The organism is Nonomuraea sp. SYSU D8015, from assembly GCF_008065375.1.
GTDB lineage: Bacteria > Actinomycetota > Actinomycetes > Streptosporangiales > Streptosporangiaceae > Nonomuraea.
Map to the genome: position 1 here is coordinate 153,086 of NZ_VJYI01000018.1, position 20,567 is coordinate 173,652.

Annotated in this window: 21 protein-coding genes; 11 read left to right on the plus strand and 10 right to left on the minus strand. The window is 70.8% G+C overall.

Features of this window, described 5'->3' with window-relative positions:
* Positions 1-52 precede the first annotated feature (52 nt).
* The gene (locus tag ID574_RS46700) at positions 53-1,462 is read right to left on the minus strand and encodes an MFS transporter (RefSeq protein ID WP_188195510.1); all 1,410 of its coding nucleotides are present in this window, start codon (positions 1,460-1,462) and stop codon (positions 53-55) included.
* 153 nt (positions 1,463-1,615) lie between these two features.
* Between ID574_RS46700 and ID574_RS46705 the strand changes: the two genes are divergently transcribed.
* Positions 1,616-3,028: a purine-cytosine permease family protein gene (locus tag ID574_RS46705; protein ID WP_188195511.1), complete on the plus strand. Its 1,413-nt coding sequence runs from the start codon at positions 1,616-1,618 to the stop codon at positions 3,026-3,028.
* A 50-nt stretch (positions 3,029-3,078) separates the two neighbouring features.
* Positions 3,079-3,573, plus strand: coding sequence for a hypothetical protein (locus tag ID574_RS46710; protein ID WP_188195512.1), 495 nt, complete (start codon positions 3,079-3,081; stop codon positions 3,571-3,573).
* Positions 3,574-3,641: 68 nt separating this feature from the next.
* On the opposite strand, the gene ID574_RS46715 is transcribed toward ID574_RS46710, so the two are convergent.
* Complete coding sequence (locus ID574_RS46715) at positions 3,642-5,429, minus strand: alkyl/aryl-sulfatase (RefSeq protein ID WP_188195513.1); 1,788 nt, start codon at positions 5,427-5,429, stop codon at positions 3,642-3,644.
* A gap of 84 nt (positions 5,430-5,513) precedes the next feature.
* Between ID574_RS46715 and ID574_RS46720 the strand changes: the two genes are divergently transcribed.
* Positions 5,514-6,164 (plus strand): HAD family hydrolase, encoded by a 651-nt coding sequence (locus ID574_RS46720; RefSeq protein WP_223167783.1) that lies wholly within the window; start codon positions 5,514-5,516, stop codon positions 6,162-6,164.
* Between the two features lie 33 nt (positions 6,165-6,197).
* A complete protein-coding gene (locus ID574_RS46725) occupies positions 6,198-7,136 on the plus strand; it encodes a ribose-phosphate diphosphokinase (protein WP_188195514.1) in 939 nt (312 codons plus the stop codon).
* Here the strand turns inward: ID574_RS46725 and ID574_RS46730 are convergent.
* The gene (locus tag ID574_RS46730; protein WP_188195515.1) at positions 7,123-7,938 is read right to left on the minus strand and encodes an SDR family NAD(P)-dependent oxidoreductase; all 816 of its coding nucleotides are present in this window, start codon (positions 7,936-7,938) and stop codon (positions 7,123-7,125) included. The two genes, ID574_RS46725 and ID574_RS46730, sit on opposite strands and share 14 nt — an antisense overlap.
* A gap of 10 nt (positions 7,939-7,948) precedes the next feature.
* Between ID574_RS46730 and ID574_RS46735 the strand changes: the two genes are divergently transcribed.
* Positions 7,949-8,689: a nucleotidyltransferase domain-containing protein gene (locus ID574_RS46735; RefSeq protein ID WP_188195516.1), complete on the plus strand. Its 741-nt coding sequence runs from the start codon at positions 7,949-7,951 to the stop codon at positions 8,687-8,689.
* Here ID574_RS46735 and ID574_RS46740 read toward each other — a convergent pair.
* Positions 8,658-9,218 (minus strand): TetR/AcrR family transcriptional regulator, encoded by a 561-nt coding sequence (locus ID574_RS46740; protein WP_188195517.1) that lies wholly within the window; start codon positions 9,216-9,218, stop codon positions 8,658-8,660. The genes ID574_RS46735 and ID574_RS46740 overlap by 32 nt on opposite strands.
* Positions 9,219-9,294: 76 nt before the next feature.
* On the opposite strand from ID574_RS46740, the gene ID574_RS46745 reads away from it, so the two are divergent.
* The 4 genes from ID574_RS46745 (at position 9,295) to ID574_RS46760 (ending at position 11,945) form a co-directional block, all read left to right on the plus strand.
* Positions 9,295-9,921 carry an FMN-dependent NADH-azoreductase gene (locus ID574_RS46745; RefSeq protein ID WP_188195518.1) on the plus strand — a complete coding sequence of 209 codons (627 nt, stop codon included), beginning with the start codon at positions 9,295-9,297 and terminating at the stop codon, positions 9,919-9,921.
* Entirely contained in the window at positions 9,918-10,232 is a 315-nt protein-coding gene (locus ID574_RS46750; protein WP_188195519.1) for a DMT family transporter, read from the plus strand. The genes ID574_RS46745 and ID574_RS46750 overlap by 4 nt, the downstream gene beginning before the upstream one ends.
* A 19-nt stretch (positions 10,233-10,251) precedes the next feature.
* On the plus strand, positions 10,252-10,893 hold the full coding sequence (locus ID574_RS46755) for a maleylpyruvate isomerase N-terminal domain-containing protein (RefSeq protein WP_188195520.1): 642 nt from the start codon (positions 10,252-10,254) through the stop codon (positions 10,891-10,893).
* Positions 10,894-11,120: 227 nt separating this feature from the next.
* The gene (locus tag ID574_RS46760; protein ID WP_188195521.1) at positions 11,121-11,945 is read left to right on the plus strand and encodes an NAD(P)H-binding protein; all 825 of its coding nucleotides are present in this window, start codon (positions 11,121-11,123) and stop codon (positions 11,943-11,945) included.
* Here ID574_RS46760 and ID574_RS46765 read toward each other — a convergent pair.
* Positions 11,906-12,976: an alpha/beta hydrolase family protein gene (locus tag ID574_RS46765; protein ID WP_188195522.1), complete on the minus strand. Its 1,071-nt coding sequence runs from the start codon at positions 12,974-12,976 to the stop codon at positions 11,906-11,908. The two genes, ID574_RS46760 and ID574_RS46765, sit on opposite strands and share 40 nt — an antisense overlap.
* Positions 12,977-13,086: 110 nt before the next feature.
* Here ID574_RS46765 and ID574_RS46770 point away from each other — a divergent pair, with 110 nt between their 5' ends.
* Entirely contained in the window at positions 13,087-14,172 is a 1,086-nt protein-coding gene (locus tag ID574_RS46770; protein WP_188195523.1) for a sensor histidine kinase, read from the plus strand.
* The gene (locus tag ID574_RS46775; protein ID WP_188195524.1) at positions 14,169-14,816 is read left to right on the plus strand and encodes a response regulator; all 648 of its coding nucleotides are present in this window, start codon (positions 14,169-14,171) and stop codon (positions 14,814-14,816) included. Before ID574_RS46770 ends, ID574_RS46775 begins: the two co-directional genes overlap by 4 nt.
* Here ID574_RS46775 and ID574_RS46780 read toward each other — a convergent pair.
* From ID574_RS46780 to ID574_RS46800, 5 genes are read right to left on the minus strand one after another with little or no spacing between them, the layout of a single operon-like run.
* Positions 14,813-15,826, minus strand: coding sequence for an ABC transporter ATP-binding protein (locus ID574_RS46780; RefSeq protein WP_188195525.1), 1,014 nt, complete (start codon positions 15,824-15,826; stop codon positions 14,813-14,815). The genes ID574_RS46775 and ID574_RS46780 overlap by 4 nt on opposite strands.
* The gene (locus ID574_RS46785; RefSeq protein WP_188195526.1) at positions 15,823-16,788 is read right to left on the minus strand and encodes an ABC transporter ATP-binding protein; all 966 of its coding nucleotides are present in this window, start codon (positions 16,786-16,788) and stop codon (positions 15,823-15,825) included. The genes ID574_RS46780 and ID574_RS46785 overlap by 4 nt, the downstream gene beginning before the upstream one ends.
* Complete coding sequence (locus ID574_RS46790; RefSeq protein ID WP_188195527.1) at positions 16,785-17,666, minus strand: ABC transporter permease; 882 nt, start codon at positions 17,664-17,666, stop codon at positions 16,785-16,787. The genes ID574_RS46785 and ID574_RS46790 overlap by 4 nt, the downstream gene beginning before the upstream one ends.
* Positions 17,663-18,715 carry an ABC transporter permease gene (locus ID574_RS46795; protein WP_188195528.1) on the minus strand — a complete coding sequence of 351 codons (1,053 nt, stop codon included), beginning with the start codon at positions 18,713-18,715 and terminating at the stop codon, positions 17,663-17,665. The genes ID574_RS46790 and ID574_RS46795 overlap by 4 nt, the downstream gene beginning before the upstream one ends.
* Positions 18,712-20,490 (minus strand): ABC transporter substrate-binding protein, encoded by a 1,779-nt coding sequence (locus ID574_RS46800; protein WP_223167784.1) that lies wholly within the window; start codon positions 20,488-20,490, stop codon positions 18,712-18,714. The genes ID574_RS46795 and ID574_RS46800 overlap by 4 nt, the downstream gene beginning before the upstream one ends.
* Between the last annotated feature and the right edge of the window lie 77 nt (positions 20,491-20,567).

The window sequence follows — 20,567 nt, forward strand, 5'->3', positions numbered from 1 at the left end:
AGCCCGACATAGGGGACGGATCGGCGGGCGAAGGTGCTCCACATGCGGGCGATCATGAGAAGTGGGTGCGGACGAGGTCGTAGACGGCCGCGACGAGGGCGACGAAGACGCAGAGCAGCACCACCATCAGGCCGTGGCGGAAGGCCGTCGGCCAGCCCTGGGCCACTGAGCCGAAGAACGTCGAGCCCGCCGCCGCGATCCCGATGGCCGAGCCGAGCCGCTGGCCGGTCTGCAGCACTCCGGCCGCGCTCCCGCCGCCCGCGGACGGCACCTCGGAAAGGGCGATCGCCTGATTGGGGGAGATCACCAGGCCGCTGCCCATGCCGGCGACCAGCAAAGGCAGGGCGGTCGCCAGTCCGACCCCTTGCCCGGGCACCAGCCAGGTCGCGGCCATCGTGGCGGAGAGGCCGACGATCACCGTGATCAGGCCGGCCGCCACCACTCGCCGTCCGGCCCGGGACACGAGCCGGCCGCCCACCACGGACGCCGAGGCCGAGCCGAGGGCGAACGGCGTGATCGACAGGCCCGCCATCAGGGCGCTGTAGTGAAGGCCGCTCTGGAGATAGAGGGTGAAGGTGAAGAAGATGCCGGTGAAGCCGGCGAAGTAGAGCAGGGCGATGGCCGAGCCCAGACTGTACGAGCGCTTGCGGAACAGGGCCAGGTCGACCAGGGGCTCGCGGCGGTAGATCCGCTCCCAGGCGACGAACCCGGCCAGCACGACCAGCGCGGCGGGGATGAGCAGCCATTTGGCCTCGCCCTCCCATTGGTGCTGCTGGATGAACGGCAGCAGCAGGGCTGCCACCCCGACACCCAGCAGGAGGACGCCGACCGGATCCATGCTCTCGCGCCGCCCCGTCGGCACGTCCGGCGCCTCCGCCCGGCCGGGCGCGGGCAGCACCCGGCGGGCCAGGGGAAGCAGGGCGACCCCGATCGGCACGTTCACCAGGAACACCCACCGCCAGCCGTGCTCGGGCCCGAAGGCGGTGACCAGCGCCCCTCCGATCAGCGGCCCGGCAGCCGTGGACACGCCGATGGTGGCGCCGAGCGCGCCGAAAGCGCGGCCCCGCTCGCTTCCCTGGAACATCTGCTGGATCAGCCCGGACACCTGCGGGTTCATCATCCCGGCGGCCATGCCCTGCACCAGCCTGGCGGCGATCAGCACCGGCATGTTCCCCGCCAGCCCGCACACCGCGCTGGACAGCGTGAACAGCGCCACGCCCCACATGTAGATCGCGCGGCGGCTCCTGGCGTCCCCCAGCCGCCCGGCCGGGACCAGCAGCAGGCCGAACGTGAGCGCGTACCCGGACACCGTCCATTGCAACTCGTCCTCGCTCGCCCGCAGGCCTTCGCTGATGGACGGCAACGCCACGTTCACGATGCTCACGTCCAGGCCGCTCATGAACGCCGCCACCAGGCAGACGGCCAGCGCGCGCCGCCGCGTGTCGAATCCGGACGCCTTCATGAGCGGCTACCTCTCCGCGGGCCCACCGCAGCCAGGCAATGATTCTCCGCCCGACAGGAAGAATCACCCTTCTCGGACAATCAACTCTTTATCACGACAATTTCCACGCCTCAGAGGGTGGGCCCCCGAGGAGAACGCAGGTAACGTCCGATCATGGAGACGATGACCGTCGAGCAGAACGGCATCAACGCCGTCCCCGAGGCCGAGCGGCGCGGCCGCCCGAGGGACCTCTTCTGGCCGTGGGCCGGGTCCAACCTGTCCCTGTTCGGGGTCGCGTTCGGCGTGTACATCGTGGGTCTCGGCCTCGGCGTCGTGCCCGCCGTCGTCGCCGGCGTCCTCGGGTACGCGCTGTCGTTCCTGCTGGTCGGCCTGGTCGCGATCGGCGGCACACGATCGGGCGTGCCGACGATGACACTGGGTCGGGCGCCGTTCGGGTACCAGGGCAACAAGCTGCCCGCGGCGTTCTCGTACGTCTCGACCGTCGGCTGGGAGATCGTGCTGGTCACGCTGGCCGCGCAGAGCGGCGCGGCCATCCTCGGCCGGCTCGCGCCCGGCATCCCCGGCACGACGGCCACCGTCGTCTGTTTCGCGGTCGCCGCCGTCGTCGTGATCGCGGTCGGCGTGTACGGCCACGCCATGATCATGGTGGTCCAGCGCTACCTGACGTACGCGTTCGTCGTGCTGACCGTCGTCTACATGATCCTCATGGCCCCCAGGCTCGGCGCGTCACTGGAGACCACGGCAGGGCCCGGCGGCTGGGTGGGCGGGATCATCTTCGCGATGACGCTGCTCGGCCTGGGGTGGGTCAACTGCGGCGCGGACTACTCGCGCTACCTGCCCGCCGACTCGCCGCCGAGGTCGGTGGCCCTGTGGACGATGCTGGGCGGCGCGCTGCCGCCGATGGTGCTGCTCGTCTTCGGCGTGCTGCTGGCGGGCGGGGACCCGAAGCTGGCCGAGGCGGCGGGCGGCGATCCGGTGGGAGCGCTGGCGGGGGCGTTGCCGACGTGGTTCCTGCTGCCGTACCTGCTGACCGCCATCGGCGGCTTCCTGGCCGGGGCGATCATGGACATTTACTCGTCCGGGTTGTCGATGCTGGCGCTCGGCGTGCCGATCAGGCGGCACTACGCGGTGCTGATCGACGGGCTGCTCATGGTGCTCGGCGGCTACTACCTGCTCTTCGTCTCCAGCAGTTTCCTCGGCACCTTCCAGGCGTTCCTGGCGATCATCGGCGTGGTGATGGCGGCCTGGGCGGCGATCTTCCTGGTGGACATGTGGCGGCTGCGGGCGGGCGGTAGGGCCTATGACGAGCGGCTGCTGCGGGCCGGGACGCCCGCCGTCAACTGGCCGGGGGTGGTGTCGCTGGCCGTGGCGTCCGTCGTCGGGCTGGGGCTGATCACCTCCGCCGACCAGAACATCGCGGCCGTCGTCGGGTTCCTGATGAGCGAGGAGCTGAAGGGGAGCACGTTCGGGACGGCGAACATCGGGGTGGTCATCGCGCTCGTGCTGGCGGGGCTGCTCTACTTCCTGATCACCTCGGTGTTCGCCCGGGCTCGCCGGGACGCCTGACGTCCCTGCTCATCGCGTCACCGTCGAATGATGGTTACTGTTGGTGAGCAATGATGGACATTCCGTTGCGGCTGCTCCGGTGGACGATGCATGCCACCGCCTGCGGGCTGCTGTTGATCGCCGTGGCCGCCATGCTGCACGAGGGCCGGGCGGCCGAGGCCGCCGGAGGCGTGCTGCTCGGTCTGCTGTATGCCGCCGGGCCGGTGGTCGAGAGCAGGCCGGTGACGGCGCGGGTGTGGCTGGCGTCGGTGACGGCGGGCTGGGTGGTGCTGGCCGCTGTGGCGCCGCCGTTCGTGTGGCTGGCGTTTCCGCTGCTGTTCGCGTACCTGCGCGTGCTGCCGCTGTGGGCGGCGATGTTCGGGGTGGGCATGCTGACGCCGGTGGCGATCGGGGTGGCGGCCTGGCACGCGGGCGGGTTGACGGCGCCGCTGGTGCTGGGGCCGGGCGTCGCGGCCGTGCTGGTCACGCTGCTGGCGCTGGCCTGCCGGGCCTTGTGTGCCGAGCGCGGTTCCGCCGGCGGCCCCGGCCGGGCGGGCGGCGAGTGACGCTCTGCAGGCGGCCGCTGATGGCCCCCATCCACGCGACCGCTGAGAGCCCCAGCCAGCCGAGGCGATCAGGCGGTCACGATGGCGAAGTCGGGCACCGGGTGGTCCAGCACCGCCACGAGCCGTCGCAGCGCAGTCGTGTCCCCCTCGCGCTCCACCCCTTCGACGCCCCTCCCCGCCAGCAGGCCGAGGAGCTGCTCCCTCGTCAGCCGCAGTGTGAGGTCCGCGGTCTCGTCGGGCGGGTCCACCTGGTGGATCAGTGCCCCGTTGGACAACGTCGTACGATGCCGCTCCCCCAGGTCGGTGAGGTGCCAGTCGATGGCGAGGCGCTCGCGCCAGGCCCGCGGCCCGTCGACGCGGACGGCCAGCGAGTCGAAGATCTGCTCCACGGTCAGCGCCGCGACCAGGTCACGTGGCGTGGTGTCCGCGCTGGCGGGCACGATGCCGTCGGCCAGCTCCAGCGCGCCCATGAGGTAGAAGTTGCGCCACGTGGCGTTCTCGGCGCCGTGGCCGAGCCTGGTGTAGACCTCGGCGAGCAGGTCGCGGGCCTCCTTGTTGCCCTCGTCGGCGAAGACGGCGTGGTTGAGCAGCTGGGCCGCGAAGCGCAGGTCGTTCTCTCTCATGTAGCGCCGCGCGAACTCGACCACGGCCGCGCCGCCCCCCAGGCACTCGACGTACCGGATCGCGGCCTCCCGCGGCGGATGCTCCCACAGGTGCGCCGGGTTGCCGTCGAACCAACCGAGGTACCGCTGATAGACGGCCTTCACGTTGTCGCTGGTCGAGCCGTGGTAGCCGCGCGCGTGCCAGGACCGCTCCAGCTCGGGCGGCAGCCGCAGGACCTCGGCGATCTCGGCCGCCGTCAGGCCCTTGTTGAGCAGGCGCAGCGTCTGGTCGTGCAGGTAGGCGTACAAGTCGCGCTGCTGGGTGAGGAGCCGGGCGATCTCGTCGCCGCCCCAGGTGGGCCAGCGGTGTGAGGCGAAGGCGACCTCGGCCCGGTCCCCGAACAGGGAGAGGACGTCGTTGAGGCCTCGCGCCCAGGCCCGGGCGTCGCCGACCATGGCGCCGCGCAGCGAGAGGAGTGTGTGCTGGTTGTGGGTGGCGCTCTCGGCCAGGCACAACGCGCGGTGCTCGGGGAGGAGGAAGGCCATCTCGGCGCCGGCGCTCGGCAGGAAGACCATGCGTACGCCGTCGACCGTCTCCTCCTGGCCGGCGCGCGTGACGTCCACCGTGGGCGGGATGAGGGACAGGGTCCCCGTCGAGGCCGTCGGCCCGAGGCCGCAGCCGATCTGGCCCTCGGGCGAGCGGGGCAGGGCCGGGCCGTACATGTAGACGGAGCGACGGGTCGTCGCCGGGCCCGCGTACACGCTCTCCGAGACCGCGTGCTCGAGGAATCCGGCGTGGGCCAGGATCGGCACGCCGCCGCGGGTGACGCCCCGCACGCCGCCGAAGTGGTCGACGTGGGAATGGGTGTAGATCACGCCGACGACGGGGCGGCGGCCACGGTGGGCGCGGTACAGCTTCAGCGCGGCGGCGGCGCACTCGGTGGAGATCAGCGGGTCGATCACGATCACGCCGGTGTCGCCCTCGACCAGCGTCATGTTGGACAGATCCAGGCCACGCACCTGGTAGACGCCGTCGGTGACCTCGTACAGACCTTGTTTGGCGCACAACTGGGACTGTCGCCACAGGCTGGGATGGGCCGTCTCGGGACATTCCCCTCGGAGGAAGTCGTAGGATTCGATGTCCCAGACGACCCGGCCGTCCGCCGTCTTGATCACACCGGGGCTGAGCTTGGCGATGAAGCCGCGGTCCGCGTTCGCGAAGTCGCTCCCGTCATGAAATGCAAGGTCTGCCATGCCTAGCCGCATGCCCGGGATCCGGCCCGGAGTAGCTCAAAAAACATCCCTAAGAGGATGAATCTAGGGCAATAAGGACATGCGATGATGTTGGACGTGGAAGCCTGTGTGTTCGACCTCGATGGCGTACTGGTGGACTCCGAGCCGGTGTGGGAGGAGGTGCGGCGGGCGTTCGTGGCCGATCACGGCGGCACCCGGCAGCCGGACACCCAGTCCAGGCTCATGGGCATGAGCACCGCCGAGTGGGCCGCGTACCTGCACGAGCTGGGGGTGCGGATGGCGCCCGAGAAGATCGCGCGCGGCGTGGTGGACCAGATGGCGGCGCGCTACCGCGACGAGATGCCGCTCATGCCGGGGGCGGTGGAGGCCGTGCGGCGCCTGTCCGGGCACGTCACGCTGGGGCTGGCCAGCTCGTCGCCGCGCCGGTTGATCGACGTGGTGCTGGACGCGGCCGAGCTGAAGGAGTGCTTCGCGGCCACGGTCTCGACCGAGGAGGTCGAGCGGGGCAAGCCGGCGCCCGACGGCTACCTGGAGGCGGCGCGGCGGATGGAGCTCGACCCGCGGGGCTGCGTGGCGGTCGAGGATTCGAGCAACGGCCTGCGGTCCGCGCACGCGGCCGGCATGCGGGTGATCGCCGTGCCCCACCCCCGTTACCCGCCCGCGCCGGACGCGCTGGCGCTGGCCTGGCAGGTGCTGCCGGACCTCGACGCGCTCACACTCGACCTGCTCTCGTGAATTCGTGCACCGGCTGGCTATGCTCTGGGAATCGTGCGAGACATCACCGTATTCAGCGGCTCCGCCCACCCCGAGCTGGCCAAGGAGATCTGTGCCCACCTGGGCACGCCCCTGCATCCGGTCCGGCTCCACCGCTTCGCCAACGACGTACTCGAAGTGCAGCTGCAGGCGAACTGCCGCGAACGTGACGTCTTCCTCATCCAGCCGCTCGTCCCGCCCACGCAGGAGCACCTGGTCGAGCTGCTGCTCATGCTGGACGCGGCACGCGGCGCCTCGGCCGCCAGGACCACGGTCGTTCTCCCGCATTATGCGTATGCCAGGTCGGACAAAAAGGATGCCCCGCGCATTTCCATCGGTGCGCGGCTGGTCGCCGACCTGATGGTGGCGGCGGGCGCCAGCAGGGTGCTGGCGATGACGCTGCACTCGCCGCAGGTGCACGGCTTCTTCAGCATCCCGGTCGACCACCTGCACGCGCTGCGTGAGCTGGCCGCGCACTTCCGCCAGTACGACCTGTCGAACGCGGTCGTCGTCTCCCCCGACCTCGGCAACGCCAAGGAGGCCGCCCACTTCGCCCGTCTGCTCGGCACCGGCGTCGCGATGGGCGCGAAGCAGCGCTTCAGCGACGACCGCGTGGTGATCAGCTCGGTCATCGGCGAGGTGACCGGCAAGGACGTCATCATCCTCGACGACGAGATCGCCAAGGGCAGCACGGTCATCGAGCTGCTCGACCGGCTGCGTGAGCTCCGCGTGCGCTCGGTGCGCGTGGCCTGCACGCACGGGTTGTTCTCCAGTGGGGCGGTGGAGCGGCTCAGCGCGCTCCCCGAGGTCGAGGAGATCGTCTGCACCAACACCGTACCGCCGCCCAAGCCGAGCGACAAGCTCACCGTGCTGTCGATCGCGCCCGCCCTGGCCGAGGCCATGCGCCGCATCCACGACGGCGAGTCGGTGAGCGCCCTGTTCAGTACATCTTGATCACTTGAGCCGTCACCCGCCGCCCCTGGTGAGAGGCCAGGAACGTGATCACCTCGGCCACGTCCTCCGGCCGGCCCACCGACCGCAGCGGGCCGTAGGTGGCGGCGAGCTTCTCCACTTCCTCGTTGATCCAGCCGGTGTCGGTGATCGGCGGGTGGACCATGTTGGCGGTGATGCCGTACGGGCCCAGCTCGTGCGCGGCCGACATGGTGTAGCTCTCCTGGGCCGACTTGGCGGCGCCGTACGAGACCTCGCTCGGGAAGCCGTGGGGCCCCTCCGAGGTCAGGCCGATGATGCGGCCCCAGGTCGCGCCCCGCTCGACGTGACGGCGGGCGAACTCGGCGATCAGCAGGGCCGGCGCGCGCACGTCCACCGCGAACTGCCGGTCGTGGGTCTCGGCGTCCACCGGCCGCAGCGGGCGGCCGAAGCTGTCGTGCTCGCTCGGCGCGAACGTGTCGCTGAGCCAGCCGCTGGCGTTGTTGACCAGGATCTCGACCGGCCCGAACGCCTTCTCTGCCTGGTCGAACAGCGCCTTCGGGGTCTCCGGGTCGGCCAGGTCGGCCTCAACCGCCTCCGCCCTGCCGCCTGTCTCGCGAATGCGCCCCACCACGTCGTCGGCATCGCCGGCGCGATTGCAGTCGTAGGTTTCCGGATAGGCCGGATCGTTGAGCGGGGGAAGCCGCTTATATGTCAGGAAGACCGAGACTCCCTCGGCCGCCAGCGCGATCGCGGTCGCGGCGCCGATGCCGTGATTGGCCCCGGTGATCAGCGCGACCTTCCCAGTCAGCCGTGTATCGATCATAGTGGCCATCATGCACGCAGCGACCGACCGCCTGCTAAGGCATTTTCTCGACGCAGTGGAGCCGGTCGTGCCCCTCGTCGCGTTATGGGGGCACGGATCGCTGGCGACGGACGACTACCAGCCCGGCCGCAGCGACCTGGACCTGATCGCCGTCCTCGACGAGCCGGTGACAATGGAGCAGTGGCGGCGGATCAAGGCCCTGCACCGGGGTCTCGACCTGCCGCTGGCGGACAAACTGCACTGCTCGTACATGCCCCGGCAGGAGCTGGCGGACCTGGCGACCGAGCACGTGACCTGGGCGCACCAGCGCATCTTCCGCCGTCCCGTCACCGCCGTCACCCGGCGTGAGCTGCACACGAAGCCCCTGGAGCTGTACGGTCCACCGCCCGCCGGCCTGCTGCCGCCGGTGTCCGACGCGGAGCTGACCGAGTTCGTCCGGCGGGACCTGCGGGACTTCTGGCTGGTCATGACGCGCGGGCGGCGGCGGTGGCTCCGCGACGTCTGGGTGGACATGGGCACCGTGACGGTCGCCAGGGCCACGGTCACCCTCCAGGATGGGCGGCTGATCAGCAAACGGGAGGCCCTCGACGTGCTCCACGAGCTGGGCGCGCCCCCGAACGTGGTGGCCGACGTCCGTGCCCGGCGGTACGGCACGCAGCCGCCGAAGCTGAGCCGGTTCAGGAGGGCCAAGCTGGCCCGGGCGTTCATCCGGTCCGCGATCACGAGGGCTCTGGAGCCAGGGTGGCCGTGAGCCTGGTCAGCGCCTCGGTGATCTGGCCTGGGGTCAGGCCGAGCACCGAGCGCTGATAGCCGTAGACCTCGGGGGCCAGCGGCGCGAGCAGGACGTCGACCAGCGCGTCCGGGCCGGGCGTGCCGGCCGCGACGAGGAGCGCGCGCACGTGGGCGCGCCAGAAGCCGTACGCACCGGTCTCGAAGCGCGAGCGGCCCACTTCCGAACCGAGCACCAAGTGCCGGTGGTCCTCCAGCAGGCGCACCATGGCGGCGTAGAAGGCGGCCAGCCGCTCGGCGGGCGGCGCGCCCGGGCCCAGCGGCGGCTCGCCGCGCAGCAGCCGCTCCTGCAACTCCCGCTCGTGCTCGTCGAGCAGCGCGACGGCGATCGAGGCCCGGTCAGGGTAGCGGCGGTAGAGCGTGCCCCGGCCCACGCCGGCCTTCTTCGCGATGTCGTCCATCGTCACGTCCTGTGGCGCCTTCTCGGCGAAGAGCAGGGCGGCCGCCTCCAGGATCCTGGCGCGGTTGCGTGCGGCGTCGGCTCTCTCCATGCCGGAATTGTATCTGGACACAGCGTCCGCTTATATTGAACCGGACAGTGTGTCCACATAGCTGCGAGGAGAGATCATGCTGCTGCACCTGGACGCCAGCGCCCGCCGGGCGTCGTTCTCGCGGAGGTTGTCGAGCGTGTACGCCGGGACCTGGCGGGCCGCCCATCCGAAGGCCGGGTACGTCTACCGCGACCTGGCCGCGCAGCCCGTGCCGCACATCGGCGAGGCGTGGACGGAGCTGTGCGACTACGTCCTGGAACACGAGATCACCGATGTCGCGCGTTACCGGGAGGCGGTCCGCACCCCCGCCCAGCGCGCGGCGTGGGCCGTCGTGGAGCCGCTGCTGGCGGAGGTGGTGGCGGCCGAGGTGGTGCTGATCGGCACTCCGATGTACAACTACTCGATCCCGTCGGCGCTCAAGGCCTGGCTCGACCAGATCACCTTCCCGAAGATGTCGCTGAAGGGCCGCACGTTCGTGGTGACCAGCGCGCGCGGCGGCGCGTACGGCCCGGGCACGCCCCGCGAGCCCTACGACCACCAGGAGCGTTATCTCCGAGACTTCTTCAAGGGCCACTTCCAGGTCGAGGACGTGACGTTCATCCACGCGGAGCTGGTCAACGCCCGCCTCGACCCGGCGCTCGCGCACCTGCGCGACCGGCACGAGGAGTCGCTGGCGGCCGCGCTGAAGGAGGCCGCCCGATGAGCTGGCTGATCCTGTTGCTCGCCGGGCTGGTCGAGGTGGCCTGGTCGCAGAGCATCAAGCCGACGCACAACTTCACCCGGCCGCTCCCCACTCTGGTCTGCCTGATCCTGATGGCCGCGGCCGTCTGGCTGCTGTCGCAGGCCATGAACACGCTGCCGGTCGGCACCGCGTACGCGGTCTTCACCGGCATCGGCGCGGCCGGCGCGATCACCCTGGGCATCGTGCTCAACGACGACCCCGTCTCGGTGGGCAGGATGGCGGCGCTCTCTCTCATTGTTGGAGGGATAGTGTTGGCGCGAGTTACCACTTGAACCAGGAGAAGGGCGACATATGGGGGAGAGCAGGCAGTCCTATCTGGTGGCCGCGACGTCGGCGGTGTCGCTCCTGCGCGACCCGGCCGTGGCGGCGGCGTGGGACAAGCCGAGCGCGCTCACGGAGTTCAGCGTCGGAGGGCTGGCCGGGCACCTGGCCCACCAGATCGTCAGGGTCCGGGACGCGCTCGCGGCCGACAACGGCGCGGCCCAGGAGCCGATCGGGCTGCTGGAGCACTTCTCGAGGTCGCCGTGGGTGCAGGCGGGCCTCGACCACGAGAGCAACGTGTTCGTGCGGCGGGGCGGGGAGGCGGCCGCGGCCGACGGGGCGGCCGCGCTGGTCGACCGCACCCAGGCGCTGCTCGACGTGCTGATCACCCAGCTGCCCGCCGAGCCCGCCGACCGGGTCGTGCACCTGCCGTGGGCGGACTGGGCGCTCACGCTGGACGACTTCCTGCTCACCAGGCTCGTCGAGCTGGTGGTGCACTCCGACGACCTGGCCGCCAGCGTGGGCGTCGAGACCCCTGCTCTGCCGGAGTCGGTGATCGATCCGGTGGTCGAGCTGCTGGCACGGCTGGCCGTGCACCGCCACGGGGCGACGGCCGTCATCCGCACGCTGAGCCGCGCCGAGCGCGCCCCCGCCACCATAAGCGCCTTCTGACACCACCCCACCGCCGTCCGCTCCGGCTCGAATGCGCCTGCACGACGCGGGTGCGGGCGGCGCCGCACGCCGTCCCCGGAGCGGATACGTCGATCTCCCTGATCCGCATGGACCGCTGGCCGAAGGGGCGTCGAACGCCATCTCGCTCAAGAACTTTATGGAATGAAGCGTTCCGTTCTGATATGCTGAGATCAGAACGTTCCGTTCCGAACAGATAGGGGTTCGCCATGACCTTCCTCGTCACCGGTGCCACCGGGACCGTCGGCCGTCTCGTCGTCGAGGAGCTCCTCGCCGCCGGGCGCCAGGTACGCGCCCTCACCAGGAACCCCGCCCAGGCTGACCTCCCCGAGGGCGTCGAGGTCGTCGCCGGCGACCTGGCCCGGCTCGACACGCTGGCCGGCGTCTTCGACGGCGTCGAGGCCGCGCACCTCATCAACTTCGCGGGCGACGACTACGCGCCCCTGCCGGACGGCGGCGGACTGGTGAAGCTGGCCGCCCAGGCTGGCGTGCGGCGCGTCACGGTGCTCGGCGGACGCGCGGAGGGCGACTTGGAGCAGGCGCTGGCCGCCACCGACATCGAGTGGACGCTGCTCCACCCGGTCGAGTTCATGTCCAACACGCTGCGCTGGTGGGCGCAGACGGTCAAGACCGAGGGCGTCATCAAGGAGCCGTTCGGCGAGCGGCTGAGCGCGCTGGTGCACGAGCGCGACATCGCCGCCGTGGCCGCGACGGTGCTGGTCGAAGGGGGACACGGCGGCAAGACGTACACGCTGACCGGGCCCGAGGCGATCACGCTCAAGGAGAAGGTCGCGATCCTGGGCGCGGCCATCGGCAGGGACGTGGAGTTCGTGGAGCTGACCGTGGACCAGGCGCGGGCCAAGTGGCGCGGCGACGGCATGGGCGAGGAGACCATCGAGTTCCTCGTCAACGCGCTCGGCAACACGCCGGAGGAGGGCTACACCGTGGTCCCGACCGTGAAGGAGATCACCGGCCGGGACGCGCGCGGCTTCGCTCAGTGGGCGGCGGAGAACGCCGACGCCTTCCGCGAGTGATCGGTGACCTCGGGGAAGTCCTCGACCGGCGTGTTCCTGCCCAGCAGGTGCCGGTCGAGGAAGGCGGCGAGGTGGGCGCGGGTGATCCGCAGTGCCCGCTCGCCGTCGAGCTCCTGAGAGGGGATGCCGAGCGGAGACCGGAGCACGGCGTGGTCGACGAACGAGGAGTGGTCGGTCCCGGCGACCGTGATCCAGCGCTTGGCGCCGCTCAAGTGGGACCAGGACTTCTTCCATGAGTCGTCCGTACCGTCAGGCGCGTGCGACTTGGATGCTCCGAACATCAGGAACGGCCGGTCCAGGCGCTGGACGAAAGGCTCGTGGAACGTGCCGTCCAGGTTGGCGCCGGCCTTGATCCTCGTGTCCGCCTTCATGGCGTGAGCAGCGCTGTGGCCGCCGATCGAGTGGCCGACCATGCCGATCCTGGACCGGTCGATCGACCTGCCCCAGCGGCCCCTGGTCAGCTCGTCCAGCACGAAGCGCACGTCCGCCACCCGGTTCGCCGTCACCTTGGTGGGGTCCTGGCCCTTCACGCAGGCCAGGCAGGTGGTGGTCCGGCCGTCGGGGAACGTGGTGCCGACCGACTCGTAGGTGTGCTCGACGGCCGCCACCAGGTATCCCCTGCTGGCGAAGTCCTCGGCCAGCGAGGTCAGGGTGGCGCGCGGGAAGCCGAAACCCGGCGACATGACGACGAGCGGCATGCGGCCCTTCCGCACGGGAGCGTCGAGCCCGGCATGTGTCCTGACCTTGGTGAGCGCGTCCGGGGCGACGTCGGGGAAGGGCTTCAGGACCGCCGCCGACTCCTGCGGGGTCAGGTAAGGCGCCCGCTTCCCGGCGGCCTTCCGCGCCGGGTACCACAGCGTGACCATGAGCTCCCGCTCGTCCGCCTCGGGGTTCCAGGGGTCGGGGCGACTGGAGTCGATCAGGTGCAGGCTGGTCGTGCCGACCGGCTTGGAACCGGTCGGCTCCGGCAGCGGGAGTGCGACGGCCGGCGTGCTGAGGACGATCAGGGATGTGGCGAGAATCGTGACCATGGGTCCCAGGCTGGCGGCCCCGGGCTCCCGGCCGTCCGCCCCGATCGTCGATCGGCTCTTACGACTTTCGTCGTAATGCCGCTTCCGGCCGGACCCATACGCTGAGGGCCATGCGGTTCGTTCTCCTCGGCGTGGGCGTGTTCGCGCTCTCGTTACCGGTGCTGCACGGCCAGGCGGGGGTGCCGTCGAGCCTGCCCCTGCCGGTGCTGGTGGCCGTCGCCGCGGCAGCGGGGCTGGCGGCCTGGTGGGTGCGGCGGTCCTGGTGGCCGCTGGCCGCCGTGGGGGCCGTCACGTACGCATGGCTGGTGATGTGGCCGCCGCTGCTGCTCGCCTCCTACTACGCGGGCCGCTCACTGAGCGGACGGCGCGACATCGCCGGTTACCTCGGCGGCAGCCTGGTGGTATGCGGAATCTCCGCGCTGGTCGGCGAGTGGCAGAACGGCCTGCAGGAGATCCTGACCGCCAGTCTGGGCAACGCGTTGTTCATGGCGCTGGCCGTGATCGGGATGCCGTTCGCGCTCGGCCTCTGGGTACGCGCCAGGAGCGAGATCCAGCGGCGCACCGAACGCGAGCAGGTCATGCGGGCCGAACAGGCCAGGGCGCAAGAGCGGGCCAGGATCGCGAGGGAGATGCACGACGTCGTGGCGCACCGGGTCTCGCTGATCGTGCTGCATGCCGGGGCGCTGGAGCTGCGGACGGGCGACGAGGAGACCGCGCGGACGGCGGCCATGATCGGCGGGATCGGCCGGGAGGCGCTGGCCAACCTGCGTGAGGTGCTCGGCGTGTTGCGCTCGTCCGCGACGGACACCGGGCCGCCGCCCACCCTCGACGATCTGGACCGGCTGCTCGACCAGTCCCGCGCGCTCGGCATCGCGGTGACCAGGCATGACGAGGGCGAGGCGCGAGCGGTGGAGCCGACCGTGGAGCGGACCGCGTACCGGGTGGTCCAGGAGGCGCTCACCAACGTGCACAAACACGCGGGGGACGCCCGCACGGACGTGCGCATCCGTTACGGGTCCGGGGAGCTGGAGGTGGAGGTGCGCAATGAGGCGCCGGAGTCGCCGCGCCGGGAGCTGCCGGGCGCGGGCTGGGGGCTCGTGGGCCTGCGGGAGCGGGTGGAGCTGCTCGGCGGCACCCTGCGCACCAGCGCCCAGGAGGGCGGCGGCTTCCTCGTGAGCGCGAGGATCCCGGCATGATCAGGGTGCTCGTGGTCGACGACGAGGAGCTCGTACGGTCGGGGCTGCGGCTGATCCTGGAGGCGGCCGGCGACATCGCGGTCGTCGGCGAGGCCCGCGACGGCGTGGAGGCGGTGTCGGCGGTGACCCGGCTACGGCCGGAGGTCGTGCTGATGGACGTGCGCATGCCGGGCATGGACGGCCTGACCGCCGCCGCCCGCCTGCTGTCCAGGCCAGACGCCCCGAAGCTGGTGATGCTGACGACGTTCGACCTGGACGGATACGTTCACGAGGCGCTCCGGCTGGGCGCGGTCGGATTCCTGCTGAAGGACACGCCGCCCAGGGAGCTGGCCGCCGCCGTCCGAACGGTCGCGGACGGCCAGGCCATGCTCTCCCCCTCGGTGACCAAGCGCCTGATCGCCTCGTACGTGGACCGCGCCCCCTCCCGCGCCGAGGCCGCCCGCAGGCAGCTGGCCGCGCTCACCGGCCGGGAGGAGGACGTGATCAGGGCGGTGGCCCGCGGCCTTTCCAACGCCGAGATCGGCCGCGAGCTGCGCCTGACGGAGGCCACGGTGAAGGCGCACGTCAGCCGGGTGCTGGCCAAGCTGGGCCTGGCCAACCGGGTCCAGGCGGCCATCCTGGTCCACGACGCCGACCTGGGCTAGGCCCCCGGCTGGGAGAGCGCCGCGTAGTGGCAGGCGGCCTGAGCCTCGGGCACCGCGGGCAGGATCTGCAGGAGCTCCGACCGGCACTTGCCGTCCACCCCGGCCTCGGCCGCCTTCCCGGAGGCCAGCACCTGGCAGCGGGCGTGGAAACGGCACCCGCCGGGGATCCGCGTCGGATCCGGCGGCTCGCCGGTCAGCACCACCCGCTCGGGCGACTCCGGCAGCACCGACATGAGCGCCTGCGTGTACGGGTGCCGCGGCGCGGTCAGCACCTGCTCGACCGGCCCGGACTCGACGATCCTGCCGAGGTACATCACCGCCACCCGGTCCGCGATGTTCCACGCCAACCCGAGGTCGTGGGTGACGACCAGCGCCGACAGTCCCAGGTCCGCCCGCAGCCTGAGCAGCAGCGCCAGGATCTCGCCGCGTACGGAGGCGTCGAGCGAGGCCACCGGCTCGTCGGCGATCAGCACCTTCGGGTCGAGCGCCAGCGCGCCGGCGATCACTACGCGCTGCCGCTGCCCGCCGGACAGCTCGTGCGGGTAACGCAGGAAGAACCGGTCAGGCGGCCTCAGGCCCGCCCTGGACAGGGCCGTGGTCACGACCTCCCGCTCGTCCGGCAGGCCGTGGATGCGCGGGCCCTCGGCGACGGCCTCGTACACCGTCTGCCGGGGGTTGAGCGAGCCCATGGGGTCCTGCAGGACGAGCTGCACCTGCCTGCGGTATGCCTTGAGCGCCTTGGAGCGGTAGTCCAGGACGTTGCCGCCGTAGCGGACCTCCCCGGAGGTGGGGCGTTCGAGGCCGAGCAGCGTGCGGGCCAGCGTGGTCTTGCCGCAGCCCGACTCGCCGACCAGCGCCACGATCTCGCCCGCGCCGATGGCCAGGTTCACGCCGTCCACGGCGCGGGCCCGCCGGCCCCGCGAGGCGAACTCCACGTGCAGGTCGCGGGCTTCGAGAAGGGTGGGCCGGGTCGTCGAGACCGCCTCGGCGGCCGCTTGCGTCTCCGTCACGAGGCCTCCTGTACGTGCACGCATGCGGCGGTGCGGCCCGCGCCTGCCGCCCACAGCTCCACGTCCATGGTCGCGCACTCGTCGAGCGCGACCGGGCAGCGCGGGTGGAACGAGCAGCCGGTCGGGAGCTGCATCGGGTCGGGCGGGTCGCCGCCGAGCCCTTTGGGCGCCAGCCGCGAGACCGGGTCGCCCACCGTCGGGAACGCCGCCGCCAGCGCCCGGCTGTAGGGATGTCTGGCGTCGTGGAACACCTCGTGCGAGGGGCCGTGCTCGACGACGCGGCCGGCGTACATGACGGCGAGCTGGTCGCACACGTCGGCGAGCACCGACAGGTCGTGCGAGATCATGATCAGCGAGATGCCGTGCTCGGCCACCAGCTCCTTGATCAGCGTCAGGACCTGGGCCTGGACCATCACGTCGAGCGCGGTGGTCGGCTCGTCGGCGATGATCAGGCGGGGCGAGCAGGCCAGCGCCATCGCGATCATCACCCGCTGCCGCTGCCCGCCCGACAGCTCGTGCGGGTAGCTGCGGGCCCGCCAGGCCGGCAGGCCGACCTGTTCGAGCAGCTCGGCCACGCGTTTGCGGGCGGCGTCCGGCTTGGCCAGGTTGTGGACGAGCAGCGGCTCGGCGATCTGGTCGCCGACCCTGCGTACCGGGTTGAGCCCGTGCTGGGCGCCCTGGAACACGATCGAGGCCTCCGCCCAGCGCACCGCCCGCATGCGGCCCCACTTCATGGTGAGCACGTCCTCACCGTCGAGCAGGATCCGGCCGCCGACGCGCGCGTCCCGGGGCAGGAGCCGGAGCAGCGCCATGGCCAGCGTCGACTTGCCGGATCCCGACTCGCCGGCGACTCCGAGTGCTGCTCCGGAGTCGAGGCTCAGCGATACGCCGCGGACCGCGGGCACCTCGCCCGAGGCTATGCGGTAGATCACCGACACGTCGTCGAGTTCGAGCAAACTCATGCGGCCCTCCTGAGCCGGGGGTTGAGCACGGCCTCCAGTGCCCGTCCCACCAGGGTGAACGCCATGACGACGGCCAGAATGGCCAGACCGGGGATGAGGATGTACCACCACGCGCCCTGAGTGGCCGCGCCGAAGTCGTAGGAGGCACGCAGCATGGTCCCCCAGGAGGTCTTGTTCGCGCTGGCGCCGAGGAAGGCCAGCGTGGACTCGGTGACGATGGCGCTGGCGACCTCCAGCGTGGTGCTGGCCAGCAGCAGCGGCGCCACGTTCGGCAGCACGTGGCGGGTGGTGATGTGCCAATGCCCTGCGCCGAGCGCCTTCGACCGCTCGATGTAGGGCCGTGCCTCCACGGCCAGCGTCTGCGCCCTGATCAGGCGGGCCGTCGCCGGCCACGTCGTGATCCCGATCGCCATGATGATCGTGAACGTGCTGCCGCCCAGGATGGCCGCCAGCACCAGCGCCGTGACGAGGGACGGCAGCACCAGGAACCAGTCGGTGACCCGCATGAGCGCGCCGCCGAGCCAGCCGCGGAAATGACCGGCCGCGACGCCGACGACCAGCCCGATCACGACGCTGAGCAGCGCGGCCAGGAAGCCGATGAGCAGCGACGTACGCGACCCCCACCACACCATCAGCAAGATCGAGCGGCCCGACTCGTCGGTGCCGAACGGCTCGCTCAGGCTCGGTGGCGCCCACCTCTCCCCCGTGCCGCTGACGACGCTGGTGACGTCCGCGCTGATGAACAGCGGCGCGACGAGCGCGAGTGCCACAGCGACGACGAGCGTCACCAGGCCGGCCATGCCGCCGCGATGGGTGCGGAAATCGGCCCAGAAGCGGCTCAGCGCCAACCGCCTGCGGGCCGCGGCGGGACTCGTCATGCGGACCTCACCCTCGGGTCGAGCATGTGGTAGACCACGTCGGCCAGCGTGTTCATGACGACCACCGCCACGGTGATCAGCAGGAACGTGCCCTGCATGAGCGTGAAGTCAGGCACCCGGACCGCCTCGTAGAACAGTTGCCCCAGGCCCGGCCAGGTGTAGATGGTCTCCACGGTGACCGCGCCGCCGACCACGAATCCGATGCGCATGAAGACCAGCGTCACCGTGGGCAGCAACGCGTTGGGCACCGCGTGGCGGCGGCGTACCTCGTCGTCGCGCAACCCCTTCGCGCGGGCCACCGTGACGTAGTCCTGGCTGACCTCCTCCAGCAGCGACGACCGCATGACGAGCAGATACTGCGCGTACACCACGGCCACCAGCGTCAGACACGGCAGCACCATGTGCGAGGCCACGTCCAGGATGTACGCGAACCCGTCGGGCGCGTCCACGCTCTCGATCCCCCGGAAAGGGAACAGGCCGGGGATCGGCCCGATGCCGACGCCGAACACCATCATGAGCAGCAGCCCGAGCCAGAACGTCGGCACCGACCACAGCACCAGTGACGCCCCCGTGGAGAAGCGGTCGAACCGGCTGCCGTGCCGCCACCCGGCCCGCGTGCCCTGCCAGATCCCGAGGCTGACCGCGATGACCAGCCCCGTGCCGGCCAGCAGCAGCGTCGGGCCGAGCCGCTCGCCGATGAGGTCGAGGACCGGCCGCTTGTACTCGTACGAGATGCCGAGGTCCAGGCGGAGCGTCTTGCCGACGAAGTCGAAGAACTGGTCGATCATCGGCTGGTCCAGGCCGAGCCGCCGCCGTTCCAGGTCGAGCTGCGCGGGGGTCATGTTGCGGCCCTGCGCGAGGTTGCGTACGGGATCGCCGGGGAGGAGCCGGAACACGAAGAACGTCCCGACGATCACCATGGCGATGCTGAACAGCGCCCCACCAGCCTTCGACAGCGCGTACTGCAGCGTGCCGCGGCGGGTGGGACGCTCGTCACCAGGGCCCGCCGCCTGGACGGCGGGCTCTGCTGCCTCTAGCGGTGCGGTCATTCGCGCTCGTCTGCGGTGCTCTTGCGCCGCCTGGTCGCGAGGAAGACCACGAGGCCCACGGCCACCACGCCGCCGGCGATCCCGGCGATGAGGCCGGTGTTGGAGCCGCCGCCGGACGCGCCGCCGCTCGCGGCCGTGGCCTTGGCGTCCACGGTGTAGAACGGCCAGTAGCTGCTGCCGCCGTACAGGAGGCCCTTGTCCTCCGGGATCGGGGTGATGCTGGTGATCCGGTCCTTGCGGTAGCCCTCGAGGTCGTTCGGGTAGTAGATCGCGATGATCGGGGCCTGGGTGTAGAGCCGCTCCTGCATCTGCTTGAGGATCTCGGCGCGCTTGGGCCGGTCGAGCTCCTTCAACTGCTCCTGGTAGAGCTTCTCGAAGGTCTCGTCGCAGAAGAACGACTCGGTGCCGCCGCCCTCACCGCCCGGGGCCGGCCTGCGGCTGCACAGGTGCGTGGCCATGACCTCCTCGGGGTCGGGGTTGACGGACCAGCCGCTGATCGCGATGTCGAAGTTGCCGGTGACGCCGGTCTCCTCGCTGAACTTGCTGGAGTCGAGCTTCACGGTGGTCAGCGTGATGCCGATCTCCTTGAAGAAGCCGGTCAGGTATTCGGCGAGCTTGTCCTCGATCGGCGTGTCGGTGTGGATGGTGAAGCGGAACTCCAGCTTGCGGCTGCCGTCGGGCATCGTGCGGACGCCGTCGGAGCCCTTCTTGTAGCCGGCGTCGTCGAGGATCTTGTTGGCCTTGGCGGGGTCGTAGGTGACCTTGGTGTCGCCGGTGGCCTCCCAGAAGAAGTCCTTGTACATCGGCGGCACGATCGAGCCGTCTGCGGGCTTGGCCAGGCCGTTCTGGACCTCGGTGACCAGCTTCTGCTTGTCGATGGCGTAGTGGAGCGCCTGGCGGACCTTGAGGTCCTTCAGCGCCGGGTGACCGTCGCCGACGGGCTTGTCGTCGGTGGTGGTGGCGCCGTGGTTGATCTGCAGGTAGGCCGCGCGGCGGCCCTGGGTGTTCCACGCCTCGATGTTCGGGTCGTTCTGGATGGCCTCGAACTCGGGCGGCTGCAGGCGGCCGATCAGGTCGATGTCACCGTTCTTCAGGCCCGCGATCGCGGCCTGCGGGTTGTCGTAGAAGACGACCTGCAACTCGTCGATCTTCGGCTTGCCACGCCAGTAGTTGGGGTTGGCCTGCAGCTTGACGTGCTGGTCCTTCTTGTGCTCGACCGCGATGTACGGGCCGCTGCTCACGGTCGGGTACTTCTCGGCGTCGTAGTTGGCCATGTCGGTGACCGACTCCCAGACATGCTTGGGCATGATCGGGACCGGGTTCTCCAGCATGGAGGCCTGCGGGGCCTTGAGCTTGATGGTCAGGTCCTGGCCGCTGGCCGTGACGCTCTCGAAGTTCTCCACCGCCGGGCCGTTGGCGGTCTTGGCGGCCTCGTCCGTCATCATCTTGTTGAACGTCCAGGCGGCGTCCTCGGCCGTGACCGGCTTGCCGTCCGACCACTTGGCGGCGCGGATCTTGAACGTCCAGGTGAGCCCGTCCTCGGACGTGGTCCACGACTCGGCCAGGTCGGGGCTGGGCTGGAGGGTCTTGGAGTCGGGGACTGTGAGGTAGCCGTACATCCAGCGGTGGATCGACGTGGAGACCAGGCGGACCGCCAGGAACGGGTTCATCGAGTCCATGGACTGCGTCGCGCCGACCCGGACTGTCTTCTTCCCCGCCGCCGGATCCTGGGCAAGGGCCGCCGTGGTGCCCTGGCCTGCCACTAAAAGCGCCACGCCCAGCGTAGCCAGGCGCGCGAACCATTTCCTCATAAGTGCCTCACCTTCAGGCGGGGGTTCCTGTGTAGAGAAAG